Genomic DNA, 20,411 nt, shown 5'->3' with positions numbered 1-20,411 from the left:
GAGGCTCTTCCATGCGACCGACGTCGCATGGCTGGATTCCTGTGACACCCCTCGGGTCAAGCCTGGGGGCAAGAATGACGGAAGCTAAAAAAAGCGCACCGGCCAATTTGGATTTGTTTGTATGACATACCGAAACATCTCCCGCCAAACCCTCACGGACCGCCGCACGTTCCTGACAATGGCCGGTGCCGCTTGGGCTGCAACGCTTTCGCCGCAAGCCGCCTTCGCGCTGTCACGCGCCGATGCAGTCTATGCCTCGGCTTTCATGGCGCCGGACGGGTCCTATGGCGTTGCGACGCTGACGGAGGAGGGGGCGATCATTGAGCGGGTACCGCTGCCTGCCCGGGCGCATGGCATGACCTGGTCGCCGGTGACCAACCGCGCCGTTGTCTTTGCCCGCCGCCCCGGCACCTATGCGATGATCTTTGCGCCGGGCATCGAGCCGATCGTCATCACCTCCGTCGAGGGCCGGCATTTTTATGGTCACGGCTGCTTTTCCGCGGACGGGCGTTTGCTCTATGCCACGGAGAATGATTTCGCCGGCAATCGCGGTATGATCGGGGTCTATGACGGCACCAACAGGTTTGCCCGCATCGGCGAATTTCCCTCCTATGGCATCGGCCCGCACGATATGACCCTGTCGGCGGACGGCCGGATGCTCGTGGTTGCCAATGGCGGTATCGAGACCCATCCGGATTTCGGTCGTACCAAGCTCAATCTCGATCATATGGAACCGTCGCTGGCGCTGATCGACACGGCCACCGGCGCCCTGATCGAGCGCCACGCGATGCCAGATAATCTGCGTCAACTCTCGACCCGCCATGTCGATATCGACGCGGATGGAAAAGTCTGGTTTGCCTGCCAGTACGAAGGTGCCCGCAACGATCTGCCGCCGCTGGCCGGCTCCTTTGCGCGCGGCGAAGACATCCGGTTTCTGGAGTTGCCGGAAGAAACGACGCTGGCGCTCGCCAACTATGTCGGCGCCATCGCGGTCAACCGGCGGGACGGACTGGTGGGGCTGACCTCGCCGAAGGGCGGAACGGCGGTGACGGTCGAGGCAAAGACCGGCCGGGTCATCGGCCAGGAAAGCCTGGCCGATGCGGCAGGCATTGCCGCGTCACCCCATGGCTTCGTAGCATCGTCCTATTCAGGATCGTTCGGCGAAACCAAAAGCCGGGTCGCCTGGGACCAGCATATCATCCGGATCGGCAAGCTCTGAGCGTTGGTGATCACGGCTGCAACAGAAGCGTGATATCCTCCCAGAGATAGGCGACCTGATCGTAGGTTCTGTTGCCCAACCCGATCCCCGCCATTTCCACCGCGCTCGCGCCCAGTTTTTCATAGAACCGCCGGTTGGGATTGCCGGCCAGGACCCAGGCAAATAGCGATCTGGCGCATCGCCCGGCACTATGCTGTGCCGCCGCCCGCACAAGCGCGGTGCCGATCCCCGAACCCTGATACTCGGCCCGGACATACAGCGCATAAATCTCGTGGATATCATCGGGAACCTTGCCACGTCCTGGCCCGAAATTGACGAAGCCGACGATCTCACCGGCGGAAGGATCGGCTGCCACGAGATAGTAGACCCCGGGAGCGCCCATCCTGCGGGCATGGCGCACGGCCTGTTCCTCGCGGGACATGCCGTCGAGAAAGTCGTCCGCCAACAAACCGCGAAAGGTCGACCGCCATGTATCGACCAGCACCCCGGCGATCATGAACAGATCGTCTCCTGTACCCGGTCTGATCACGATAGATGTGTCGTCATCCATGAAAGGATATTGGGATCGCTGTTGCCAAATTAAAAGCCCCATCCCGGCTGGCGTTCGCCGCGGCATGCCCTATGTCTGCGGTATGAACCGTACTTTGATCTACACCCTCTTCATTGCCCTCGTTCTCGGCTGCGGCCTTTTGATCGGGATCAACAATATCCCCGGCGAATGGTATCAGGCGCTGGTCAAGCCGTCCTTCAATCCGCCCAATTGGATTTTCGCGCCGGTCTGGTCGATCCTCTATGTCATCATCGGCTTTGTCGGCGCCCGTACCTTCCTCAATCATAGTCGCACCGCCGCCATGCGATTCTGGGTGGCGCAGATGATTTTCAATTTTGCCTGGTCGCCGCTGTTCTTCGGGTTTCAGGAGATTGCCATGGCCCTGATCGTCATTATTGCGCTGTTGATCTCGATCATCGGCTTCATCATGGTGAGTCGGAAACAGGATGGTCTCTCCGCGCTGCTGTTTACGCCCTATCTCGCCTGGGTCGCCTTCGCCACGCTGCTCAACACATCGATTTTCCTCATGAATTGAGGCTTGTCCTGGTTTTTCCGCCATGCGACTGTCTGCGCAACGGACAACTTAGGGCAAGAGAGCACACGGTGGAATTTCGCGAGCGCATCCGCAAGAGTTTCGATCGGCAGGCCGCGATGGCGACTATCGGGGCGGAGTTGACGCGTGTGGAACAGGGGTCCGTCGAGATCGAGCTTCCCTTCGACGAGAAGCTGACGCAGCAGCATGGTTTCCTGCATGCCGGCATCATTTCGGCGGCGCTCGATGCGGCCGGCACCTATGCCGCCTATTCGGTGATCGATCCCGAAGCCTCGATCCTCACCATCGAGTTCAAGGTCAATTTGATGTCGCCGGGCCGGGGCGAACGCTTCCTGTTTCGCGGCGAAGTCACCAAGCCCGGTACAACGATCATCGTTTCCGATGGCCGGGGCTATGCGATTTCACAGGATGGCCCGGCCAAGTTGATTGCATCGATGACCGGCACGATGATGGTGATCCGTGGACGCGAGGGAATTGAAGGATGACGTTCGAACTGAAGCATGTGGCGGGCAAGACGCTGCTCTATGTCATGGCCGTCGATGCCGAATATGGCGTGCATCTGCGCGAGCGCATCTCGCCGCTGATGACCGGCGTCGGCCCGGTCGAGGCCGCCGTGGCGCTGACACGGACGCTTGCCGAGCTGGCGCACCGCGACAGCCTGCCCGATCTCGTCGTCTCGCTCGGCTCGGCCGGTTCAGCCCAGCTGGAACAGGCGGAAGTCTATCAGGCCACCTCGGTTGCCTATCGCGACATGGATGCTTCGCCGCTGGGTTTTGAAAAGGGCGCGACGCCGTTTCTGGATTTGCCTGTCGTCGTCGATCTGCCGCTGCGTATTCCGGGCGTCAAACAGGCGAGCCTGTCGACCGGCGCCAACATCGTGTCCGGTGCGACCTATGAGACGATCGCCGCCGATATGGTCGAGATGGAAACCTTTGCCGTGTTGCGCGCCTGCCAGTCGTTCGGCCTGCCGCTGATCGGCTTGCGCGGCATTTCCGATGGCAAGGCCGAACTCAAGCACGTCAGCGACTGGACGGAATATCTGCACGTGATCGACGAGAAGCTGGCGAACGCTGCCGATGCACTGGAAAACGCCCTGAAAACCGGCGAAATCACCGTTTGAGGCCGCAAAATTGTCCGGGTGCAATGTAATCGTTGCGCTTGGGCGCGCCTTTATTTAAAGGCTCGCCATAGTTCCCCATCACATAAGCCCAAGCCAACGGAAGCGCGTCATGACAGCGACAGTCCATCCCGATACCGTTCTCATCGTCGATTTCGGCAGCCAGGTCACCCAGCTGATCGCGCGCCGCGTGCGCGAGACCGGCGTCTATTGCGAGATCGTGCCTTTCCAGTCGGCAGAAGAAGGCTTCAAGCGGCTGAAGCCGAAGGCGGTCATCCTGTCCGGCAGCCCGGCCTCGACGCTCGATATCGGCTCGCCGCGTGCGCCGCAGGTGATTTTCGACAGCGGCCTGCCGGTCCTTGGCATCTGCTATGGCCAGCAGACCATGTGCGAGCAGCTCGGTGGCAAGGTCGAGGCGGGCCATCACCGCGAGTTTGGCCGCGCCTTCATCGAGATCGACAAGGAATGCGCGCTTTACGACGGTCTCTGGACTGTTGGTTCCCGCCATCAGGTGTGGATGAGCCATGGCGACCGCGTCACCGCGATTCCGGCCGGTTTCGATGTTGTTGCGACATCGCCGAACGCGCCGTTTGCCTTCATCGCCAACGAAGACAAGAAATTCTACGCCGTCCAGTTCCATCCGGAAGTCGTGCACACACCGGATGGCGCCAAGCTGCTCGCCAACTTCGTTCATAAGATCGCTGGTCTCAAGGGCGACTGGTCGATGGCCGCCTACCGCGAAAAGGCTGTTGCTGAAATCCGCAAGCAGGTTGGCGACAAGCGTGTCATCTGCGGCCTGTCCGGCGGCGTTGATTCATCCGTTGCGGCTCTGCTGATCCATGAAGCCGTCGGCGACCAGCTCACCTGCATCCTCGTCGACCACGGCCTGATGCGCAAGAACGAGGCGGCCGATGTCGTCGCCATGTTCAAGGAGCACTACAACCTGCACCTCGTTCATGTCGATGCATCCGACATGTTCATCAATGCGCTGGAAGGCGAAAGCGATCCGGAAACCAAGCGTAAGACTATCGGCAAGCTGTTCATCGACGTATTCGAGGCGGAAGCCAAGAAGCTCGGCGGCGCCGATTTCCTTGCCCAGGGTACGCTCTATCCGGATGTGATCGAAAGCGTCTCCTTCACCGGCGGCCCCTCGGTCACCATCAAGTCGCACCACAATGTCGGCGGCCTGCCTGCCCGCATGAACATGCAGCTGGTCGAGCCGTTGCGCGAACTGTTCAAGGACGAAGTCCGCGTTCTCGGCAAGGAGCTTGGTCTGCCCGATAGCTTCATCGGTCGCCACCCGTTCCCGGGTCCGGGCCTTGCCATCCGCTGCCCGGGCGGTATCACCCGCGAAAAACTGGAAATCCTGCGCGAAGCCGATGCTGTCTATCTCGACGAGATCCGCAAGGCTGGCCTCTACGACGCCATCTGGCAGGCGTTTGCCGTGTTGCTGCCGGTCCAGACCGTCGGTGTCATGGGCGATGGCCGCACCTACGAATTCGTCTGCGCGCTGCGCGCCGTCACCTCGGTCGACGGCATGACGGCGGATTTCTACCATTACGACATGGATTTCCTCGGCCGCGCCGCCACGCGCATCATCAACGAAGTTCGCGGCATCAACCGCGTCGTTTACGATGTGACGAGCAAGCCGCCGGGCACAATCGAGTGGGAATAAGGCAGTAGTGTTGGCCCGCCGCGCTAGTTCGCGGCGGTGGCTGCATCACCTTTGGCAAAATGGGCCATCTGGTCCGCGTGCGCCTTGATAAAGGCGGGGCGGGCCGTGGCGCGGGCGACATAGGCACGGCAGGCGGGATAGTTCGCCAGCCCGTCGAACCGGTCGACCAGGCGCAGCACATCCGCCATCAGGATATCGGCGACAGAGAAGCGTCCGGCCAACCATTCGCGTCCCGCAAGTACCGCCTCCATGTGCTTCAGCCGGTGCTGATGAAGGAAGCCGTCAAAGAACTTCCATCCGGGCGTGCCGTCATTATTGCCGGAGAACATCAGCAGGGACCAGGGCAGGCTTGCCATCTCGACCGAATTGAGTGCCGCAAACAGCCATTCTTTCACTGCGTTGCGTTCACGCAGGTCTCCCGGCATCAGTGCATCGCTCATTTCCGCCAGATGCAACAGGATCGCACCGCTCTCGAAGATCGATAGCTCGCCATCGGTCAGCCACGGCACCTGGCCGAAGGGCTGGTGGGCGAAATGGTCGGCATTGCGGCCGCTGAATGACACACCCTCGACGCGGTAGGGCAGGCCCGCTTCCTCCAGTGCCCAGCGCACCCTGATGTCACGTACAAATCCCCGCGGCATTTCGGGAACCCAGTCGAAGGTGATAAGGGTCAAGTCGCTCATGGTTTTTCTCCAAGAAAGATCGGCAGCTTGTCGAGCAGGCCGCTCCAGCCCCGCTCATGGCTTTCCCGCGCTTCTTCATCGGGGAGCTGCGCGTGGATCAAGGTGAGCTCGGTGCCGCCATCGAGTGGCCTGAGCAGGAATGTCACCAGGGATTCCCGTTCGGGCATACCGGGCCATTCCCAGGTAAAAACCAGCTTGCGCTCGGGAAGCACGTCCCGGTAGATGCCGGTGGGATTGTGTTCCTCGCCGTTCAGCAGGCGGAACAGAACGCTGAAGCGGCCGCCGGGTCGCACATCGGCTTCGGCCTTGAGCGTCGGTCCGGCATCAGGGCCCCACCATTTCAGCATCTGTTCGGGCCGGGTGATCGCCGCCCAGACCCTGGCCGGCGAGGCCTTGATCCTGCGGACGATGGTGACGCTCGCAACGCTGTTGATCATTGTCCGTCATCCTCTTCCACCAGCGCCACCAGCCGGTCGATGCTGACCGTCCAGAGCCGTTCATACTGATTGAGCCACGCCATCGCATCCTGCATCGGCCCGGCCGAGAGATTGACCGACACGGTCCGGCCGGTCTTGGTCCGGGTGATCAATCCGGCATCGGACAGGACGTCGAGATGCTTCATGATGCCCGGCAGCTTCAGCGACAATGGCCGGGCAAGCTCGCTCACCGACAGCCCCGGCTCGTCCTTCAACCGCATCAGCACCTGCCGCCGCGTCGGATCGGCAAGCGCTGAAAATGTACGGTCAATGGGGGATGTTCGATACTTCACCATGTAGTGAAGTATCTTCGATGCCCGAGGCGATGTCAATGCTGGTCGTGGGCCGGAAGCTTAATCGGCAATCCGGCGGCAGGCGTGCATGATCCGGCCGCTGCTGGTTTGAAGAAGCGGGCATCCTGCTCAAAACGTTTTTCAGGCGGGTTGCTGTTGGGTGGTGCAGTGGATGCCGCCGCCGCCAGCGGCGATGCCGTCGATGTTCAATTGGATGATGTCCCGGCCCGGGAATAGGTCCCGCAACGTGTCGCGCGCATTGTTGTCGGCCTTCCGGTCGCCAAATTCCGGGGCGATGACGGCGCCGTTGCAAACGTAGAAATTGATGTAGCCGGCCGCGAACTCCTTGTTCTCGTATTTTGCGCGCACGGTTGAGGGGCCTTCCAGCACCACGACATCCAGTTTTTTCCCGTTGACGTCCGTGGATCGCCGCAGGATCTCCAGATGGCGTTTGGTGACGGCGTGGTCATAGGAATCCGGGTCCAGGTCCAGACCGGCAACGACCACGCCGGGCGTGGCAAAACGCGCATAGAAATCGGTATGGCCGTCGGTGATGTCCATGCCGGCGATACCCGGCAGCCAGATGACCTTGCGAATGCCGAGCAGGCGGGAGAGTTCCTCCTCGCACTGCGCCTTGCTGACGCCGGGGTTGCGGTTGGCGTTGAGCACGCAGCTTTCGGTGATGATTGCCCTGCCTTCGCCATCCACCTCGATGCCGCCGCCTTCGAGAACCAGATCCGTTTCGATGAATTTGGTGTTGACCGCATCTGCAATGAAGCTGGCGACTTGTGCGTCATCATCATGCTCCTGCTTGCCGCCCCAGCCGTTGAAGTTGAAGCCGACTGCGCCGGCTTGCGCCGCCTCGTTCTTCACGAACACCGGCCCGGTGTCGCGCATCCACAGGTCATCGATAGGCTGAACCACCAGCGTCACCGAGGGGCCGCACAGGCGCGCTGCGATGTCGTGCTCCTCTTCGCGCACCAGCATCTTCACAGGTTCGTGCGCCGCAATCGCCTTGGCGATGCTGGCTAGGTTTTCTCTGGCCACGGGAAGCAGCTTGCGGCCCCAGACATCAGCGCTCGGGCCAAAGGCCATCCATGTTGCAGCATGGCGCTCGCCTTCGTCGGGCATGCGCCACACGCTGTCCTGCGCAGCGGCTGTCGTGCTGAAGCTGTTGGCAAAAGCGCCCGTTGCGAGCGCGCCTCCGGAAACCAGCAGGCTTCGCTTCAGGAAATTTCGCCGTTTCATCATCAAGAACTCCTTATGCGAATGGGGGATGCACTGTTTCGCCGGTGGCCAGCGCCGGCCTGGGGTTCCGGCATTCCTGCCGTGATTACGCCGCCGGCTCTTGCTGGGTGATGCAATGGATGCCGCCGCCACCGACTGCGATATTGTCGATGGAAACCTGGCGCACCGTGCGGCCGGGAAACAGCGCTTCAAACGTTTCGCGCACCAGATCGTCACTGCGGACGCCATAGCGCGGCATGATCACGCCGCCGTTGACCAGGTACGAATTGACATAGGACCGGCAGAACCTATCACCAATCGCCTCCGCCTCAACCGCCTCGGGGATGGTGATCAGTTTGATCTGCCGTCCCTTGGCGTCTGTCTGGCCTTCAAGCGCCCGGATGTTGGCCATGCTGATGGCGTGCCACGGGGATTGCGGATCTCCGGCATGTTCGATCAGCACAACACCCGGAGCCACGAAGGTGGCAATGTCATCGACATGGCCGTCCGTTTCGATTTCCTCCGGGTTGCCAGGCAGCCAGATCACTTTGTTGCCGCCAAGCATATCCTTGAGTTCAAGCTCGATCTCGTCTCGCGTCCAGTCCGGATTGCGATTGATGTTGGGAAAGCAGCTTTCGGTGGTCAGAATCGTGCCTTCACCGTCCACGGACATGCCGCCGCCTTCCGCGACGAGGCGTGAATTGAACGTCCGGACATTCGTTTGCTGAAGCACGTAGCCGGCAAACGCGTCGTCCTTGTCATGCGGCTGATATTTGCCGCCCCAGGCGTTGAACCTGAAATTCACGCCAGCCCGCGCACCGTGGTCATCGACGAGAAAGCACGGACCAGCGTCGCGCGCCCAGGAATCGTCGATCGCGGTGATCGCCAGCGCAATATCGCCGCCCAGCATCGAACGGGCCTCCGCCGCATCCTCTGGCCGTACAGCCATGGTAACCGGTTCAAACGCGCGGATGGCATGGGCGACCGCTGCATAGTCGCGCCTGGTGGCGGCGATGTCGTCCCAGAACCCGGCTCTTGCCGGCCACATCATCCAGCTGCGCTCATGATGTTCCCATTCCGCCGGCATGCGGAACCCAGTCTGTTTCGGTGTGCCATTGGCATTCTGCATCATTGACCCCGGGATTAAAATTTCTCATCAGTAAAGGACGCTGCAGCAGCGCATCATGAGCAATCAAAATCTAAGAGCTGTGCAATCCGCGTGCAAACGCGAATCTTTAAGGTGTTTGATGAAAAAATCTCATGTGAACCCCTATCGAAACCTGCCGCCGATGGCGGCAATGGCCGGCTTTGAGGCCGCTGCGCGGCTGTCCAGTTTTTCGCTGGCGGCGCAAGAGCTGAACATGACGCAATCGGCGGTCAGTCATCAGGTTCGGGCGCTGGAGGAGCATTTCGGACAACCGCTTTTCCTGCGCCTCAACCGGCGCGTCGAGCTGACGGATGCCGGGCGGGATTTCCACGATACCGTGGCTGCCACATTGGAAACACTGCGGTTGGGTGTCCGCAGGCTCGGCTTCTATACAAAGCCCGGTTCGGTTGTTCTGGCGATGCCGCCATCCTTTGCCGCCGGCTGGTATATGCCGCGGCTGGCAAAGCTCAAGGCCAGTCATCCGGATATGGAGCCATGGCTGGTGACTACGGAGGAGGAGGTGAACCTCGCCGAATCCGAAATCGACATTCTGGTGACGCATGGACGCGGAAACTGGGATGGCATGGTGTCGGCCGTACTGTTCACCGATACACTGTGGCCGATGTGTGCGCCTTCCCTCAGAGCCACGATGCCTGCTAATCCGGATGGGCAGACGTTCCTCGACTTTCCGATGCTGCATGACGAGACGGAGGACGACTGGCAGAAATGGTTTCTGGCCGGAGGGCTTGATGGTGGCGCACTCGTCACGGGTCTCAATTTCTCCGATTCCGGCATCATGCTCGATGCCGCCGCGCGCGGTTTCGGCGTCTGCCTCGGCAGCATCAACCTCGCATCGGAGCGGCTGGCGAAGGGCGAGCTTGTACTCCTTGGTGACCGGGGAATGACCTCGGCCAAACCTTTCATGCTGGCGGCTCATCCGCGCAATCTGCGGCACCCGGTGGTAACGGAGCTCTGGGATTGGCTGGTTGCAGAGGCTGACCGCTCCGAACCGTAGATGCGTTCACCCGGCTTTTACGGTGATAGAGCAGCCGGGTGACAACAGCGCAGGCCTCTGCCGGTTTTTGCCTGGATGAAGCGGACTTGCGGGCGTCCGGGGGTGCCGTTCTACCGCGAACTTAGTACATGCAGCAGGTCGCCATAAGTCGGGGCCAGCGATCGAAGACCGGCGGCTGCTGTCGCATCGTCGCGTATGACGAGGGGATATTGCAGGGCGCCGATGAGGCGTGCCTGCCGGTCGAGGATTTGTGCGGCGCGGTCGTAGCCGGCCTTGATCATGCATGTGGCTGCATCCGCAGCCCGCCGTGATCCGACGCGCACCGCGAAGTGGATGAGATGACCGCGCAGGTCATCATCCATGCCTCGCTCGATGACTTCAGCAAGCGCTTCCGCCGCCTCGCCGTTACCAATGGTTCCAGGAGGGACATGAACGGCGTTTTCCATCGCCAGCCACCGTCTCGCGGCCGGCATGGCCGACAGGATGATGTCACGCTCGGACTTTCGCTCTATCTGGCGAAAACCGGAGCGCATGGTGAACGGCGATGCATAGTCGACGGTTTCAGCTTGCCAGGCTTTGAGAAACAGGCTGATGGGAAGCCGGGCATAGGGATAGCCTTGCGGATCGTGCATCAGAACCGAGTGATCATCGATCTCGGCCACGATGAGGTAATGGTCTGCGCCGATAGGGCCTGTCATTCCCGGCTGGTGGCTGAGGTAACCCATCTCGACAGGTCCGATCCAGACCGGCCCATCAGCAAGGGCCGTGCTCAGCGCAAGAAGCGCGGCTTGTGGGTCGTCATTACGCAGCATTTCCGACCGCCAGCCCAACGCGGCCAGGGCATCGTTGAAACTTGCTTCCGGCGTCCAGCCGTAAGGATCGAAAAAGGGAAGCGTGCCACCAACCAACTGCATGCCAAAAGCGCTGCTCGTGGCGAATTCAACGACGCCGATGGATGGCGCATTGGCGCCGAACATCATGGCGAAAGAGTTGGCGTAGCAATAGGGGCCGGAACCGGCATAAGGAATATGCATGATTGTCTCCACGTTCTGCGAGACACAACAAGAAGGGCAAATTTCGCAAAATTGTCAATGGGTTCCGAAGAAGGAAGCGCGTTCCTTCTGGGCAATCGGCGGCCGGATTGCGATCCATGCCTTCCGATTATTGCCGTGATTGCTACCGTTGCACAAACCGCGGCTGTTTACAGCAGCAACGATTGCTGCGCCGGCTCCGGCGCGCCGGTATGGACCCCTTCCAGTTCCAGCATGCGGACTTTGGAGGTGGCGCCGCCGGGTGCGGAGAACCCGCCGACCTTGCCGCCGGCGGCAAGTACGCGGTGACACGGGATAATCAAGGGCACCGGGTTCCTGGCCATCGCCTGACCGACATCGCGGGCGGCCTGCGGCCCGGCGCCGAGTTCCTTGGCGATGCTGCCATAGGTGGTCGTATGGCCCCAACCGACGCGGCGCAGCGCATGGTAGATCTGCCGGAAAAATTCGTCCTGGCCATCCAGATCGACGGCGACATCCGAGAAATCGATGGTCTCGCCGTCAAAATACCGCCGGACGGCGGCGATGACCTCGTTGATAGCGGGCGTCGGTTCGCCCGCTTCGGCACCTGGCACCCGGCGCAGCACGTTGCGCTCGGTGGCTTCGGCGCTTTGCGCCGGTAATTGGAACCGGGTGACGCCGATATCGTTCCAGGCAATGCCGCAGTAGCCGCCGGCCGTTTTGAAGACGTGATAGGTTTGTGCTTTCTCTGCCATCGTTCCACTCCTTCTATTCCCCGCGCAAGGCAGCAGGGGCAAAAATACGCGGTCGTCCGTCAGGCCGCCGCGTTCAGTCTGTTGCGCTCCAGTGCAAGCAGATATCGCTTGGCATCCAGTCCGCCGGCAAAGCCATGCAGCTGGCCATCCGATCCGATGGCGCGGTGGCAGGGTACGATGATCGACACCGGATTTCTGCCATTGGCCGCTCCCATCGCCCGGTATGCCGTCGGATGACCGATCTGCCTGGCGATCTCGGCATAGGTCCGGGTTTCGCCGAACGGGATCGTCAACAGTGCGTGCCAGGCTGCTTTCTGAAAGCCGGTGCCGGCCAGATCAAGCGGGACGGTAAAGTCCCTTCGGGCGCCTGCGAAATATTCGTCCAACTGCCGTTCGGTTTCAAGCAGAACAGGATGATCCGGGCGTTCCTGTCTTTCGCCCAGCCGCACGCGCTTTGGGTCATCCTTCTCCCAGAGGATGGCAGCCAAGCCGTCACCCCGCGCAACAAGCTCAAGTTTGCCGACGGGGGATGCGATGATTTTATGCACATAGGTCATGGTCGCAGTTTCCCGCAGTTTTCATCATTCCGCCACCCGTTTCTTGCTCTGGAATGGCCTCTCGAAGGTGATGTTGCCGCTGATGCTGCAGGGTCAAATTGGTGCAACGCCGGCCCGCATCCCTTAACGGCGTGTGGGAATAAATTCACAATGTTCCTGTTTTGTTCTTGATCTTGAATTCGACTCGCGTATAGTAGCGACATCCAAAAAGAGATGAGGTCTGCCATGCTTGGAAGAGCCGGAAATGAAGTTGTGCGCAGTGAACAGAAGTCATTTTCATTCGGTCATGGCGGCGGCGCCGCGGCGGCGAAGACCCGCCAGAGACAGGCAGGCGAGCTTGGAAAAAGCAACCTGTTCTTGGCCCTTGTGCCGGAACGGGAGGTTGCATTGCAGGCCGTCGAGACAGGAAGGGACATTGCGCAGCGCTATGGCTTGTCGAAAACTCCCCGCCCGCATGAACTGATGCATGTCTCGCTGAATGGCATCGGCAACTATCCGGACTTCCCGGACGATATCGTCTTTGCTGTCTCCGCGGCGATGGCCACCGTCAAAGCAGCGCCTTTCGAGGTGAATTTCGATCGTGCCATGCATTTTACCAGCGCCAAGGCTGTCGTTCTGGCGAATGCGATCCGCAGCGAGGAAATGATGGACCTGCACGTCCAACTCGCCAAGGAAATGTGGGCGGTCGGTCTGACTTTCACCTACAATCCGCGCTTCATGCCGCATATGACGGTGCTTTATGATGAAACGCCGGTGCCGGAACATTTGCTGGCAGAGCCCGTCCGCTGGATTGCGCGCGAGTTCGTGCTCATCCGCAGTCTCATCGGCAAGAGCGAATATGAATATCTCGATCGCTGGCCGCTGCTGGGTTGAGGCTTCTTTCACCAAACTTGGCCTGCCGGGCGGCAGGTCAAGCGCTTGTCCTGTTTTGTTCGCCTTTCTAAAGGGAAATGAACCGTCTCTTTGTGAAGCCTCGCACGCAACGGGGCTGCGGAGGCTCGCCGCGATGGCGTTTCAGCGATCACGGCGACGGCTGTGGTCATGATGCCGTGCCGCCGGACACGCTGCAATTTTTGGCGTCTTGCACCTGTCGGCCGGAAGCCGCATAAGCCGCTGAAATTGCAAACGGGAGGGTATTCATGGACATTTCTGAAATCGTCATCAAGGGAGATACGCCTGGCGCCGAGTGGCGGCTGCCGGTGATCCGCTTTAAAGGTCGCGATGCTAAGGCGCCGAAAATCTATATCCAGGCAGCCTTGCATGCCAACGAGCTTCCGGGCACGGCACTTCTGCATTTCCTGTGCGAAAAGTTGCGTCAGGCGGATGCCGACGGCACGATCCTCAGCGACATCACGATCGTCCCGCAGGCCAATCCGATCGGCACCGCGCAATCGCATTTCGGCGATCTGCAGGGCCGTTTCGATCTGGGGTCGCGCACCAATTTCAACCGCGAGTTTCCGCTGATCCTCATTGGAGAGCGCGAGACGCTGATCGAGGATCTCGATCGTTATCCGGCAGTCGAGCAGCTGAAGCGTCAATTGCTGCATATGGCGCTCGGCGCCGACCTCATGCTCGATCTGCATTGCGACGATGAGTCCGTGCAATATACCTATGTCGATGAGGCGTTCTGGCCGGAAGCCGCCGATCTGGCATCGGCGCTTGATATGGAAGCCGTGTTTCTGGCCGATGGCGAAAGCAGCGCCTTCGAGGAGGCTGTCGGTTATGCCTGGAAGCATGAAACTGCCGAGAAGGCAAAGCGGCTGCCCGGCCGTCTGGCGGTCACGGTCGAGCTTCGCGGCACGCGCGATGTCTATCCGGACACGGCCCGCAAGGATGCGGACGGGCTCTGGCGCTTTCTAGCCGCTCGCGGCGCAGTTGGCGGCACTGTCGCAGCGCTTGAGCCTTACAAGGGCAAGGTGACGCCGCTCGACAATATCGAGATGATCCGTGCGCCGCAGGCCGGTGCCGTGCTGTTTCACCGCACCATCGGCGATACCGTCGCTGCCGGTGATCTGCTGGCGACGATCGTCACGGCGCCGGGCATGGAAGGAGGCTCGATCGATATTCACGCGCCCCAGGCCGGCCTGGTCGCGACGCGCACCTCGCAGCGCTTCGCACGCCGGCGCGACAACCTGATGAAAATCGCCTGTGACGAGCAGACGAAGGCAGTGCGTAAGCCCGGTGCGCTTGAGGCCTAACCGCGCCGGTGATCTCTGATGGCGTGGCAACATGTTGCCTGAGCTTATGGATGGACAATCGCCGCACCGCTGGCGGTTGTCACTGCTTCTCGATGGACTGAACTGCCGTGCTTTCCCCAAATCCGCAGGCTGCGCTCTACGAAAAGCCGGTGAAAGGTGGCGCGCGCGGGCGCCAGCCACGCCGTCAGAACCGTCGCCGCTCTGCCGTAGCGGATCGGCGTGAAGGCGGGCTGATGCGTCCGGATGAAGATATTCTCAGCCGGGTATCTTCATGCTATCCCGCTTGCCTGCAATGAGGGCCTGCAATGAGGAAAAGTGCATGAGCGTGACCATTTACGGCATCAAAAACTGCGACACGATGAAGAAGGCGCGTACCTGGCTGGACGCTCAAGGGATCGCCTATGATTTCCACGATTACAAGGCGTCCGGTATTTCTCGCGAGGCGCTTGAGCGCTGGACGGCAGCCTTGGGCTGGGAAACGGTGCTGAACCGCGCCGGAACCACATTTCGCGCGCTTCCGGATGCCGATAAGCAGGATCTCAACGAAGACAAGGCGATCGCTCTGATGCTCGCTCAGCCGTCGATGATCAAGCGCCCGGTGCTAGATCACGATGGAACGCTTACCGCCGGTTTCAAGCCGGAGATTTATGCCAGCCTTTTCCAGGGGTAGATCATGTCGAAGAGCACCCGGGCAACGCTTGCGTTGACGAAAGCCGCAGCCGCCTTCACCGTTCATACCTATGATTACGATCCGTCTGCCGACCGGATCGGCATGGCGGCGGCGGAGGCGCTGGGCGAAGAGCCCTGCCGTGTGTTGAAGACGCTGATGGCGGAGGTCGATGGCAAGCCTGTCTGCGTCGTCGTGCCCTCTGATCGTGAAGTCAGCATGAAGAAGCTGGCCGCGGCGTTTCAGGGCAAGTCGGCTAACATGATGAAACCGGCGGAAGCCGAGCGGCTGACCGGCTATCATGTCGGCGGCATCAGCCCGTTCGGGCAGAAGAAACAGGTGCCGACGGCGATCGAGGAGGCAGCCCTTGCCGAGCCGCTGGTCTATATCAACGGTGGCCAGCGCGGCTTGCAGGTGCGGCTCGCACCAGATGAAGCGCGCAAGGCCCTGAATGCGGTCGCAGCCCCCCTGATTGCCTGATCTCAGGCGAGTTTCGACAGCAGCGCCGCAAGTTGGGCCGCATCGCCCTCCGGCAGCTTGGCGCCGACATGCCGCGCGATTGATTTGCCATAGACCTCCCACATCGCTTCGCGCAGGCTGCGGCCCTTTTCGGTGATCATTACCCAGCGGCCCCGGCCGTCGTCATCGAAGGTGCGGCGCTCGACAAGGCCTTCCTTTTCCAGCCTGTCGATCAGGCGGGAGAGATTGTACTGTGCCAGCAGCGTCCGCTCCTCAATTTCGAACGGCCGCAGCCGCCCGTCCGGCGCCCGCGCCAGTTCCCACAGCACATCATACCAGCCGAGCGGCGGCATTCCTGCGTCTTTGAAATCGCGCTCGATCGCGCCAAGCACGCGCTGCTGCGCCCGCATCAGGTTGATCCAGGCCCGGGTGACATCGGCGCTTGGCGCCTGATTGGTATCGGTTCGCTTCTCAGACATAAATGCATTTACATCTATCTTTACGGGATTGGCAAATGACAATATATGCAATTGCATATAAATAACTGGAGACTTGTCATGCACTCGAAAGTTCTCACCCTCATCAGCCATCATCTCTGCCCCTATGTTCAGCGCGCCTCGATCGTCCTGTCGGAAAAGGGCGTCCCCTTCGAGCGGACCTATATCGATCTCGCCGCCAAGCCGGATTGGTTCCTGCGGATCTCGCCGCTCGGCAAGGTGCCGTTGCTGGCGGTTCCGCGCGGCCGTGCCGATGCGATCCTGTTCGAAAGCGCGGTCATCTGTGAATATCTGGAGGAAACGCAGCGTGGCGCACCGCTTCACCCCGCCGATCCCCTGCAGCGCGCCCTGCATCGCGGCTGGATGGAGTTCGGTTCCTCCATCCTCGCCGATCTCTGGGTGTACGAAACGACGGCGGATGTGGCGCGGTTCGAAGCAAAGTGCCAGGTCCTTCGGACGAAGTTCGCCACGCTTGAGCAGGAGCTTGCCAAGGGGCCGTATTTCGCCGGCTCACAATTCAGCATGGTCGATGCGGCCTTTGCGCCGGTGTTCCGCTATTTCGAACTGTTCGAGGCGCTGCTTCCAAGCGGCATTTTTGATGGGCTGCCGCGTGTCAACGCCTGGCGCCAGGCGCTAGCAGTCCGGCCGAGCGTGGTAAGCGCGGTGGCGCCGGATTATCCCGAGCGGCTGCTCGCGTTCCTGCAGCATCATGGCGCCTATCTCCTGACGCACAGCAGGATCGCTGCGTGATCGCAAAGGCCTTCTGTTTTGATCCGAACCGCTCTAAACCAGTGGTTCGGAAAACCAGCCAGCAGGAATATGCGATGACCTCTCCCGCCCACCAAGCCGTCGATCCCGTCAAACTGGACAAGCTGGCCGAAGTCGCCATCAAGGTCGGGCTCCGGCTTGAGCGCGGACAGGATCTGTTGATCACCGCGCCGATCGCCGCCCTGCCGCTAGTGCGGCTGATCACCAAGCATGCCTATATCGCCGGGGCAGGGCTGGTGACGACGTTCTATTCCGACGAGGAAACGACGCTTGCCCGTTACGCCCATGCCCCTGACGAGAGTTTCGACAAGGCCAGCGGCTGGCTCTACGACGGCATGGCCAAGGCTTTCAGCAGCAACACCGCGCGTCTTGCCATTTCCGGTGACAATCCGATGATGCTGGCCGCACAGGACCCGGCCAAGGTGGCACGCGCCAACAAGGCGATGTCGATGGCCTACAAGCCGGCCCTCGAAAAGATCTCCAATTTCGACATCAACTGGAACATCGTTTCCTATCCCAACCCCGCTTGGGCCAAGCAGATGTTCCCGGATGACATCGAACAGGTCGCCGTCGAAAAGCTCGCAAACGCGATTTTTGCCGCCTCCCGCGTCGATGTTGCAGATCCGATTGCCGCCTGGGCAGAGCACAATGCCAACCTCGCCAAGCGTTCCAAATGGCTGAACGGCGAGCGTTTTTCCGCCCTGCATTTCACCAGCCCCGGCACGGACCTGACGGTCGGGTTGGCCGATGGTCACGAATGGCACGGCGGCGCTTCGACGGCGAAGAACGGCATTACCTGCAACCCGAACATTCCGACCGAGGAAGTCTTCACCACGCCGCATGCACTGCGCGTCGAAGGCCATGTGTCGAGCACCAAGCCGCTGTCGCATCAGGGCACGCTGATCGACAATATCCAGGTCCGCTTCGAAGGCGGCCGGATCGTTGAGGCCAAGGCGTCGAAGGGCGAGGAGGTACTGAACAAGGTGCTGGATACGGATGAAGGCGCCCGCCGTCTCGGGGAAGTGGCGCTGGTGCCGCATTCCTCGCCGATCTCGGCCAGCGGCGTCCTGTTTTATAACACGCTGTTCGATGAAAATGCCTCCTGCCACATCGCGCTCGGTCAGTGCTATTCGAAATGCTTCCTCGACGGTGCTTCGCTCAGCCAGGAACAGATCGCCGCACAGGGCGGCAATTCCAGCTTGATTCATATCGACTGGATGATCGGCTCCGGTGAGGTCGATATCGACGGCGTTCGCGCTGACGGGGCCAAGGTTCCGGTCATGCGCAAGGGCGAATGGGCTTGACCACGCTCGGCGTCATCGGCGGGACCGGCTGGCTGGGCGGGGCTTTGCTTCGCCCCGCGCTGGCCAAAGGGTTCGTCGCTGCCGCCGATCTGGTTCTATCGTCGCGCAGCGGCAATAGGGCAGGGTTCGAAGCTTGGCCGGATGTTCGGTTTACCACCGATAATGCCGAGCTGGCGGCCCGGTCTGATATCATCATTCTTTCGGTGCGGCCGGAAGATGTCGGAGCGCTCGATCTTGATCTGTCCGGTAAACTGATCATCTCGGTCATGGCGCGTTTGCCCGCGGCGGCGCTCACAGCACGGTTCAAAAGCGAGCACATCATCCGCGCCATGCCGAACGCCTGCGCCGAACAGGGCCTGTCCTTCACGCCCTGGTTTTCAACCCCCGGCATCACGGCAGCGGACGCTGATTTCGCCGACGGCTTCTTTGCCTGCTCCGGAAGGGCAGTGAGGGTGTCCACGGAAAGCGAGCTGGATTATTTCACCGCGCTGACCGGTTCTGGTCCGGCCTTCATTGCCGCTTTTGCCGATGTGATGATCCGGGATGCGATTAAAAACGGGGTGGCGCCGGATGTGGCCGACATCGCTGTCCGCCAGCTTTTTCTGGGTGCCGGGACATGGCTGGCCGGGGCTTCGGAAACACCGGCCGATACAGTCCGGATCTTTACGGACTATGGCGGAACCACCGCCGCCGGGCTGACGGCAATGCTGTTGGCGGATATCACCGGGCCAATCTCCAAGGGGTTGGCCGCGGCGACGGAGAAGGCGGCTAAGGGCTGACCGTTTTTGCTGCGAGCGGGGCTGCAGGACGCGGTGCCATCTGCGCCCGTTGTCCAAGCCACACGCTGACCAGAACCGTAACCATGCCAACAATCTGCAGCGGCGTCAGGTTCTGGCCAAGCACACTCCAGCCAAGCAGCGTGGCCACCAACGGGCTGAGGAAGCCGAGTGAGGCGACGGCTGCGGGCTCAAGCTTGGACAGGCCGCGAAACCACAGGAGATAGGTGAAGGCCGCTCCGATCAGTCCCAGCCATGCCATGCCAAGAATATTGGCCATGGTCGGCATTGGCAGGGCCGGCTCGAATAACAGGGCGACCGGTACCAGCAAGAGGCCACCGGCGGTCAACTGCCACGCGGTAAAGGTAAGGCTGGATACCGGCGGCGCCCAATGCCGTGACAGCACCGTGCCAAACGCCATGGAGACCGCCCCGGCCAGCCCGGCGATGATGCCGATCGGATCGAGCGTTGCGCCGGGTGTCAGCACCAGCAGGCCGACACCGGCTATGCCGACGATCCCGGCGGCGATTGCCATTGTCCTCACCGGCGTTCCGATCAGCATCCGCGCCAGCATGACGACGATCAGCGGCTGGATGGCGCCGACGGTTGCCGCGACGCCGCCGGGCAGGCGATAGGCCGAGACAAACAGCATGGCCCAGAAGAACGAGAAATTGAGAGCGCCGAGGATGAAGCTGCGCGCCCACCAGATGCCCTGCGGCAATTGCCGGACGATGAGAAGCAGGATCAGGCCTGCGGGAAGCGCGCGCAGCATGGCGACTGTCAGGGGATAGCCATGCGGCAAAAATTCGGTGGTGACCACATAGGTGCTGCCCCAGATGGCGGGCGCAATCGCCGTCAAGGCGATATCAGCGAGGGAGGAGGATTTTATCTTCATTTAAAGTATCTCGATTTCAAGATAAATTGAGAATAACATCGATTATCTTGACGTCAAGATGAATCCTGCGTACCAAAAACCATGGATGAAGATCACGTCGATAGAATTCTCGTGCAGTGGCGCAGGGAGCGCCCGGACCTCGATGTCGAGCCGATGGGCCTGCTCGGCAGGCTGGCGCGGCTATCCACCTATCTTGGCCGCGAGGTCGATAGGACATTTTCGGAATTCGGGCTGTCATCGGCGAGCTTCGACGTGCTGGCGGCCCTGCGGCGCTCCGGCAAGCCCTACCAACTGTCGCCCGGCGACCTGCTGGGCACGACAATGATCACGTCGGGAACGATGACCAACCGGATCGATCAGCTGGAAAAGGCAGGTCTGGTTGAGCGGCTGACCAATCCAGAGGATCGCCGCAGCGTGCTGATCGCCCTGACACAGCCGGGGCTCGAACTGGTCGAACGCACTGTTACCGCCCACGTCGCCAACCAGCACCGGTTGACGGCGCTGCTGGAGCCTGAAGAGCGGAAAGCGCTGGATGCGATTGCCAAAAAATATCTGGCTGCTTTCGAGTAA

The 20,411-nt window shown here is 61.0% G+C and carries 25 protein-coding genes; 14 read left to right on the top strand and 11 right to left on the bottom strand.

The window, feature by feature from the left end; translation table 11 throughout:
• Window positions 1-136 precede the first annotated feature (136 nt).
• A complete protein-coding gene (locus tag ASD36_RS05620) occupies window positions 137-1,219 on the top strand; it encodes a DUF1513 domain-containing protein (protein WP_112834651.1) in 1,083 nt (360 codons plus the stop codon).
• A 10-nt stretch (window positions 1,220-1,229) separates the two neighbouring features.
• On the opposite strand, the gene ASD36_RS05615 is transcribed toward ASD36_RS05620, so the two are convergent.
• The gene (locus ASD36_RS05615; protein ID WP_244489758.1) at window positions 1,230-1,715 is read right to left on the bottom strand and encodes a GNAT family N-acetyltransferase; all 486 of its coding nucleotides are present in this window, start codon (window positions 1,713-1,715) and stop codon (window positions 1,230-1,232) included.
• A 136-nt stretch (window positions 1,716-1,851) separates the two neighbouring features.
• On the opposite strand from ASD36_RS05615, the gene ASD36_RS05610 reads away from it, so the two are divergent.
• The 4 genes from ASD36_RS05610 (at window position 1,852) to guaA (ending at window position 5,114) form a co-directional block, all read left to right on the top strand.
• Window positions 1,852-2,304, top strand: a complete 453-nt coding sequence (locus ASD36_RS05610) for a TspO/MBR family protein (RefSeq protein WP_060512013.1) — start codon at window positions 1,852-1,854, stop codon at window positions 2,302-2,304.
• A 116-nt stretch (window positions 2,305-2,420) separates the two neighbouring features.
• On the top strand, window positions 2,421-2,807 hold the full coding sequence (locus tag ASD36_RS05605; protein ID WP_200954882.1) for a PaaI family thioesterase: 387 nt from the start codon (window positions 2,421-2,423) through the stop codon (window positions 2,805-2,807).
• Complete coding sequence (locus ASD36_RS05600) at window positions 2,804-3,442, top strand: 5'-methylthioadenosine/S-adenosylhomocysteine nucleosidase (RefSeq protein ID WP_060500894.1); 639 nt, start codon at window positions 2,804-2,806, stop codon at window positions 3,440-3,442. The genes ASD36_RS05605 and ASD36_RS05600 overlap by 4 nt, the downstream gene beginning before the upstream one ends.
• Window positions 3,443-3,551: 109 nt before the next feature.
• Window positions 3,552-5,114, top strand: coding sequence for a glutamine-hydrolyzing GMP synthase (gene guaA, locus ASD36_RS05595; protein ID WP_060500892.1), 1,563 nt, complete (start codon window positions 3,552-3,554; stop codon window positions 5,112-5,114).
• Window positions 5,115-5,137: 23 nt separating this feature from the next.
• Here guaA and ASD36_RS05590 read toward each other — a convergent pair whose 3' ends face one another.
• From ASD36_RS05590 to ASD36_RS05570, 5 genes are all read right to left on the bottom strand, one after another.
• Window positions 5,138-5,797, bottom strand: a complete 660-nt coding sequence (locus ASD36_RS05590; RefSeq protein WP_060500890.1) for a glutathione S-transferase family protein — start codon at window positions 5,795-5,797, stop codon at window positions 5,138-5,140.
• Entirely contained in the window at window positions 5,794-6,234 is a 441-nt protein-coding gene (locus ASD36_RS05585; protein ID WP_060500888.1) for an SRPBCC domain-containing protein, read from the bottom strand. Before ASD36_RS05585 ends, ASD36_RS05590 begins: the two co-directional genes overlap by 4 nt.
• A complete protein-coding gene (locus ASD36_RS05580) occupies window positions 6,231-6,569 on the bottom strand; it encodes a metalloregulator ArsR/SmtB family transcription factor (protein WP_060500886.1) in 339 nt (112 codons plus the stop codon). Before ASD36_RS05580 ends, ASD36_RS05585 begins: the two co-directional genes overlap by 4 nt.
• Window positions 6,570-6,707: 138 nt before the next feature.
• Window positions 6,708-7,697 carry an agmatine deiminase family protein gene (locus ASD36_RS05575; RefSeq protein ID WP_244481795.1) on the bottom strand — a complete coding sequence of 330 codons (990 nt, stop codon included), beginning with the start codon at window positions 7,695-7,697 and terminating at the stop codon, window positions 6,708-6,710.
• Between the two features lie 202 nt (window positions 7,698-7,899).
• Window positions 7,900-8,922 (bottom strand): agmatine deiminase family protein, encoded by a 1,023-nt coding sequence (locus ASD36_RS05570; protein WP_200963817.1) that lies wholly within the window; start codon window positions 8,920-8,922, stop codon window positions 7,900-7,902.
• A gap of 118 nt (window positions 8,923-9,040) precedes the next feature.
• Between ASD36_RS05570 and ASD36_RS31660 the strand changes: the two genes are divergently transcribed.
• Window positions 9,041-9,955 (top strand): LysR substrate-binding domain-containing protein, encoded by a 915-nt coding sequence (locus ASD36_RS31660; RefSeq protein WP_162246312.1) that lies wholly within the window; start codon window positions 9,041-9,043, stop codon window positions 9,953-9,955.
• Between the two features lie 110 nt (window positions 9,956-10,065).
• Here ASD36_RS31660 and ASD36_RS05560 read toward each other — a convergent pair whose 3' ends face one another.
• The 3 genes from ASD36_RS05560 to ASD36_RS05550 all read right to left on the bottom strand — a co-directional run bounded on the left by ASD36_RS05560 (window position 10,066) and on the right by ASD36_RS05550 (window position 12,277).
• Window positions 10,066-10,992 carry a hypothetical protein gene (locus ASD36_RS05560; protein WP_060501406.1) on the bottom strand — a complete coding sequence of 309 codons (927 nt, stop codon included), beginning with the start codon at window positions 10,990-10,992 and terminating at the stop codon, window positions 10,066-10,068.
• A gap of 164 nt (window positions 10,993-11,156) precedes the next feature.
• A complete protein-coding gene (locus ASD36_RS05555) occupies window positions 11,157-11,720 on the bottom strand; it encodes a methylated-DNA--[protein]-cysteine S-methyltransferase (protein WP_060500881.1) in 564 nt (187 codons plus the stop codon).
• Window positions 11,721-11,779: 59 nt separating this feature from the next.
• A complete protein-coding gene (locus ASD36_RS05550; RefSeq protein ID WP_060500879.1) occupies window positions 11,780-12,277 on the bottom strand; it encodes a methylated-DNA--[protein]-cysteine S-methyltransferase in 498 nt (165 codons plus the stop codon).
• A gap of 252 nt (window positions 12,278-12,529) precedes the next feature.
• On the opposite strand from ASD36_RS05550, the gene ASD36_RS05545 reads away from it, so the two are divergent.
• The 4 genes from ASD36_RS05545 to ybaK all read left to right on the top strand — a co-directional run bounded on the left by ASD36_RS05545 (window position 12,530) and on the right by ybaK (window position 15,622).
• Window positions 12,530-13,150, top strand: coding sequence for a 2'-5' RNA ligase family protein (locus ASD36_RS05545; RefSeq protein WP_162246311.1), 621 nt, complete (start codon window positions 12,530-12,532; stop codon window positions 13,148-13,150).
• Window positions 13,151-13,416: 266 nt separating this feature from the next.
• The gene (locus ASD36_RS05540) at window positions 13,417-14,475 is read left to right on the top strand and encodes a succinylglutamate desuccinylase/aspartoacylase family protein (protein ID WP_060500876.1); all 1,059 of its coding nucleotides are present in this window, start codon (window positions 13,417-13,419) and stop codon (window positions 14,473-14,475) included.
• Between the two features lie 319 nt (window positions 14,476-14,794).
• On the top strand, window positions 14,795-15,145 hold the full coding sequence (locus tag ASD36_RS05535) for an ArsC family reductase (RefSeq protein WP_060500874.1): 351 nt from the start codon (window positions 14,795-14,797) through the stop codon (window positions 15,143-15,145).
• 3 nt (window positions 15,146-15,148) lie between these two features.
• Window positions 15,149-15,622: a Cys-tRNA(Pro) deacylase gene (ybaK, locus tag ASD36_RS05530; protein WP_060500872.1), complete on the top strand. Its 474-nt coding sequence runs from the start codon at window positions 15,149-15,151 to the stop codon at window positions 15,620-15,622.
• Window positions 15,623-15,624: 2 nt separating this feature from the next.
• Here ybaK and ASD36_RS05525 read toward each other — a convergent pair whose 3' ends face one another.
• Window positions 15,625-16,080 carry a MarR family winged helix-turn-helix transcriptional regulator gene (locus tag ASD36_RS05525; protein WP_060501404.1) on the bottom strand — a complete coding sequence of 152 codons (456 nt, stop codon included), beginning with the start codon at window positions 16,078-16,080 and terminating at the stop codon, window positions 15,625-15,627.
• Window positions 16,081-16,158: 78 nt separating this feature from the next.
• Here ASD36_RS05525 and ASD36_RS05520 point away from each other — a divergent pair, with 78 nt between their 5' ends.
• The 3 genes from ASD36_RS05520 (at window position 16,159) to ASD36_RS05510 (ending at window position 18,949) form a co-directional block, all read left to right on the top strand.
• Window positions 16,159-16,848 (top strand): glutathione S-transferase family protein, encoded by a 690-nt coding sequence (locus ASD36_RS05520; RefSeq protein WP_060500871.1) that lies wholly within the window; start codon window positions 16,159-16,161, stop codon window positions 16,846-16,848.
• Between the two features lie 74 nt (window positions 16,849-16,922).
• Window positions 16,923-18,170: an aminopeptidase gene (locus ASD36_RS05515; protein WP_060501402.1), complete on the top strand. Its 1,248-nt coding sequence runs from the start codon at window positions 16,923-16,925 to the stop codon at window positions 18,168-18,170.
• Window positions 18,167-18,949, top strand: coding sequence for a pyrroline-5-carboxylate reductase dimerization domain-containing protein (locus ASD36_RS05510; protein ID WP_162246310.1), 783 nt, complete (start codon window positions 18,167-18,169; stop codon window positions 18,947-18,949). The genes ASD36_RS05515 and ASD36_RS05510 overlap by 4 nt, the downstream gene beginning before the upstream one ends.
• On the opposite strand, the gene ASD36_RS05505 is transcribed toward ASD36_RS05510, so the two are convergent.
• Window positions 18,939-19,841 (bottom strand): EamA family transporter, encoded by a 903-nt coding sequence (locus ASD36_RS05505; protein ID WP_060500869.1) that lies wholly within the window; start codon window positions 19,839-19,841, stop codon window positions 18,939-18,941. The genes ASD36_RS05510 and ASD36_RS05505 overlap by 11 nt on opposite strands.
• An 81-nt stretch (window positions 19,842-19,922) precedes the next feature.
• Here ASD36_RS05505 and ASD36_RS05500 point away from each other — a divergent pair, with 81 nt between their 5' ends.
• Window positions 19,923-20,411: a MarR family transcriptional regulator gene (locus tag ASD36_RS05500; RefSeq protein WP_060500868.1), complete on the top strand. Its 489-nt coding sequence runs from the start codon at window positions 19,923-19,925 to the stop codon at window positions 20,409-20,411.

Origin of the sequence: Rhizobium sp. Root1334 (assembly GCF_001426665.1) — a bacterium.
Lineage (GTDB): Bacteria > Pseudomonadota > Alphaproteobacteria > Rhizobiales > Rhizobiaceae > Pararhizobium.
This window is presented reverse-complemented; position numbering and strand designations above follow the sequence as displayed.

Bases quoted from the DNA above. Each gene is read 5' to 3' on its own strand.
- ASD36_RS05615 (WP_244489758.1), bottom strand. From the start codon at position 1,715: ATGATCGCCGGGGTGCTGGTCGATACATGGCGGTCGACCTTTCGCGGT.
- ASD36_RS05610 (WP_060512013.1), top strand. From the start codon at position 1,852: ATGAACCGTACTTTGATCTACACCCTCTTCATTGCCCTCGTTCTCGGC.
- ASD36_RS05605 (WP_200954882.1), top strand. From the start codon at position 2,421: ATGGCGACTATCGGGGCGGAGTTGACGCGTGTGGAACAGGGGTCCGTC.
- ASD36_RS05600 (WP_060500894.1), top strand. From the start codon at position 2,804: ATGACGTTCGAACTGAAGCATGTGGCGGGCAAGACGCTGCTCTATGTC.
- guaA (WP_060500892.1), top strand. From the start codon at position 3,552: ATGACAGCGACAGTCCATCCCGATACCGTTCTCATCGTCGATTTCGGC.
- ASD36_RS05590 (WP_060500890.1), bottom strand. From the start codon at position 5,797: ATGAGCGACTTGACCCTTATCACCTTCGACTGGGTTCCCGAAATGCCG.
- ASD36_RS05585 (WP_060500888.1), bottom strand. From the start codon at position 6,234: ATGATCAACAGCGTTGCGAGCGTCACCATCGTCCGCAGGATCAAGGCC.
- ASD36_RS05580 (WP_060500886.1), bottom strand. From the start codon at position 6,569: ATGGTGAAGTATCGAACATCCCCCATTGACCGTACATTTTCAGCGCTT.
- ASD36_RS05575 (WP_244481795.1), bottom strand. From the start codon at position 7,697: ATGCCCGACGAAGGCGAGCGCCATGCTGCAACATGGATGGCCTTTGGC.
- ASD36_RS05570 (WP_200963817.1), bottom strand. From the start codon at position 8,922: ATGCAGAATGCCAATGGCACACCGAAACAGACTGGGTTCCGCATGCCG.
- ASD36_RS31660 (WP_162246312.1), top strand. From the start codon at position 9,041: ATGAAAAAATCTCATGTGAACCCCTATCGAAACCTGCCGCCGATGGCG.
- ASD36_RS05555 (WP_060500881.1), bottom strand. From the start codon at position 11,720: ATGGCAGAGAAAGCACAAACCTATCACGTCTTCAAAACGGCCGGCGGC.
- ASD36_RS05550 (WP_060500879.1), bottom strand. From the start codon at position 12,277: ATGACCTATGTGCATAAAATCATCGCATCCCCCGTCGGCAAACTTGAG.
- ASD36_RS05540 (WP_060500876.1), top strand. From the start codon at position 13,417: ATGGACATTTCTGAAATCGTCATCAAGGGAGATACGCCTGGCGCCGAG.
- ASD36_RS05535 (WP_060500874.1), top strand. From the start codon at position 14,795: ATGAGCGTGACCATTTACGGCATCAAAAACTGCGACACGATGAAGAAG.
- ybaK (WP_060500872.1), top strand. From the start codon at position 15,149: ATGTCGAAGAGCACCCGGGCAACGCTTGCGTTGACGAAAGCCGCAGCC.
- ASD36_RS05525 (WP_060501404.1), bottom strand. From the start codon at position 16,080: ATGTCTGAGAAGCGAACCGATACCAATCAGGCGCCAAGCGCCGATGTC.
- ASD36_RS05520 (WP_060500871.1), top strand. From the start codon at position 16,159: ATGCACTCGAAAGTTCTCACCCTCATCAGCCATCATCTCTGCCCCTAT.
- ASD36_RS05515 (WP_060501402.1), top strand. From the start codon at position 16,923: ATGACCTCTCCCGCCCACCAAGCCGTCGATCCCGTCAAACTGGACAAG.
- ASD36_RS05505 (WP_060500869.1), bottom strand. From the start codon at position 19,841: ATGAAGATAAAATCCTCCTCCCTCGCTGATATCGCCTTGACGGCGATT.
- ASD36_RS05500 (WP_060500868.1), top strand. From the start codon at position 19,923: ATGGATGAAGATCACGTCGATAGAATTCTCGTGCAGTGGCGCAGGGAG.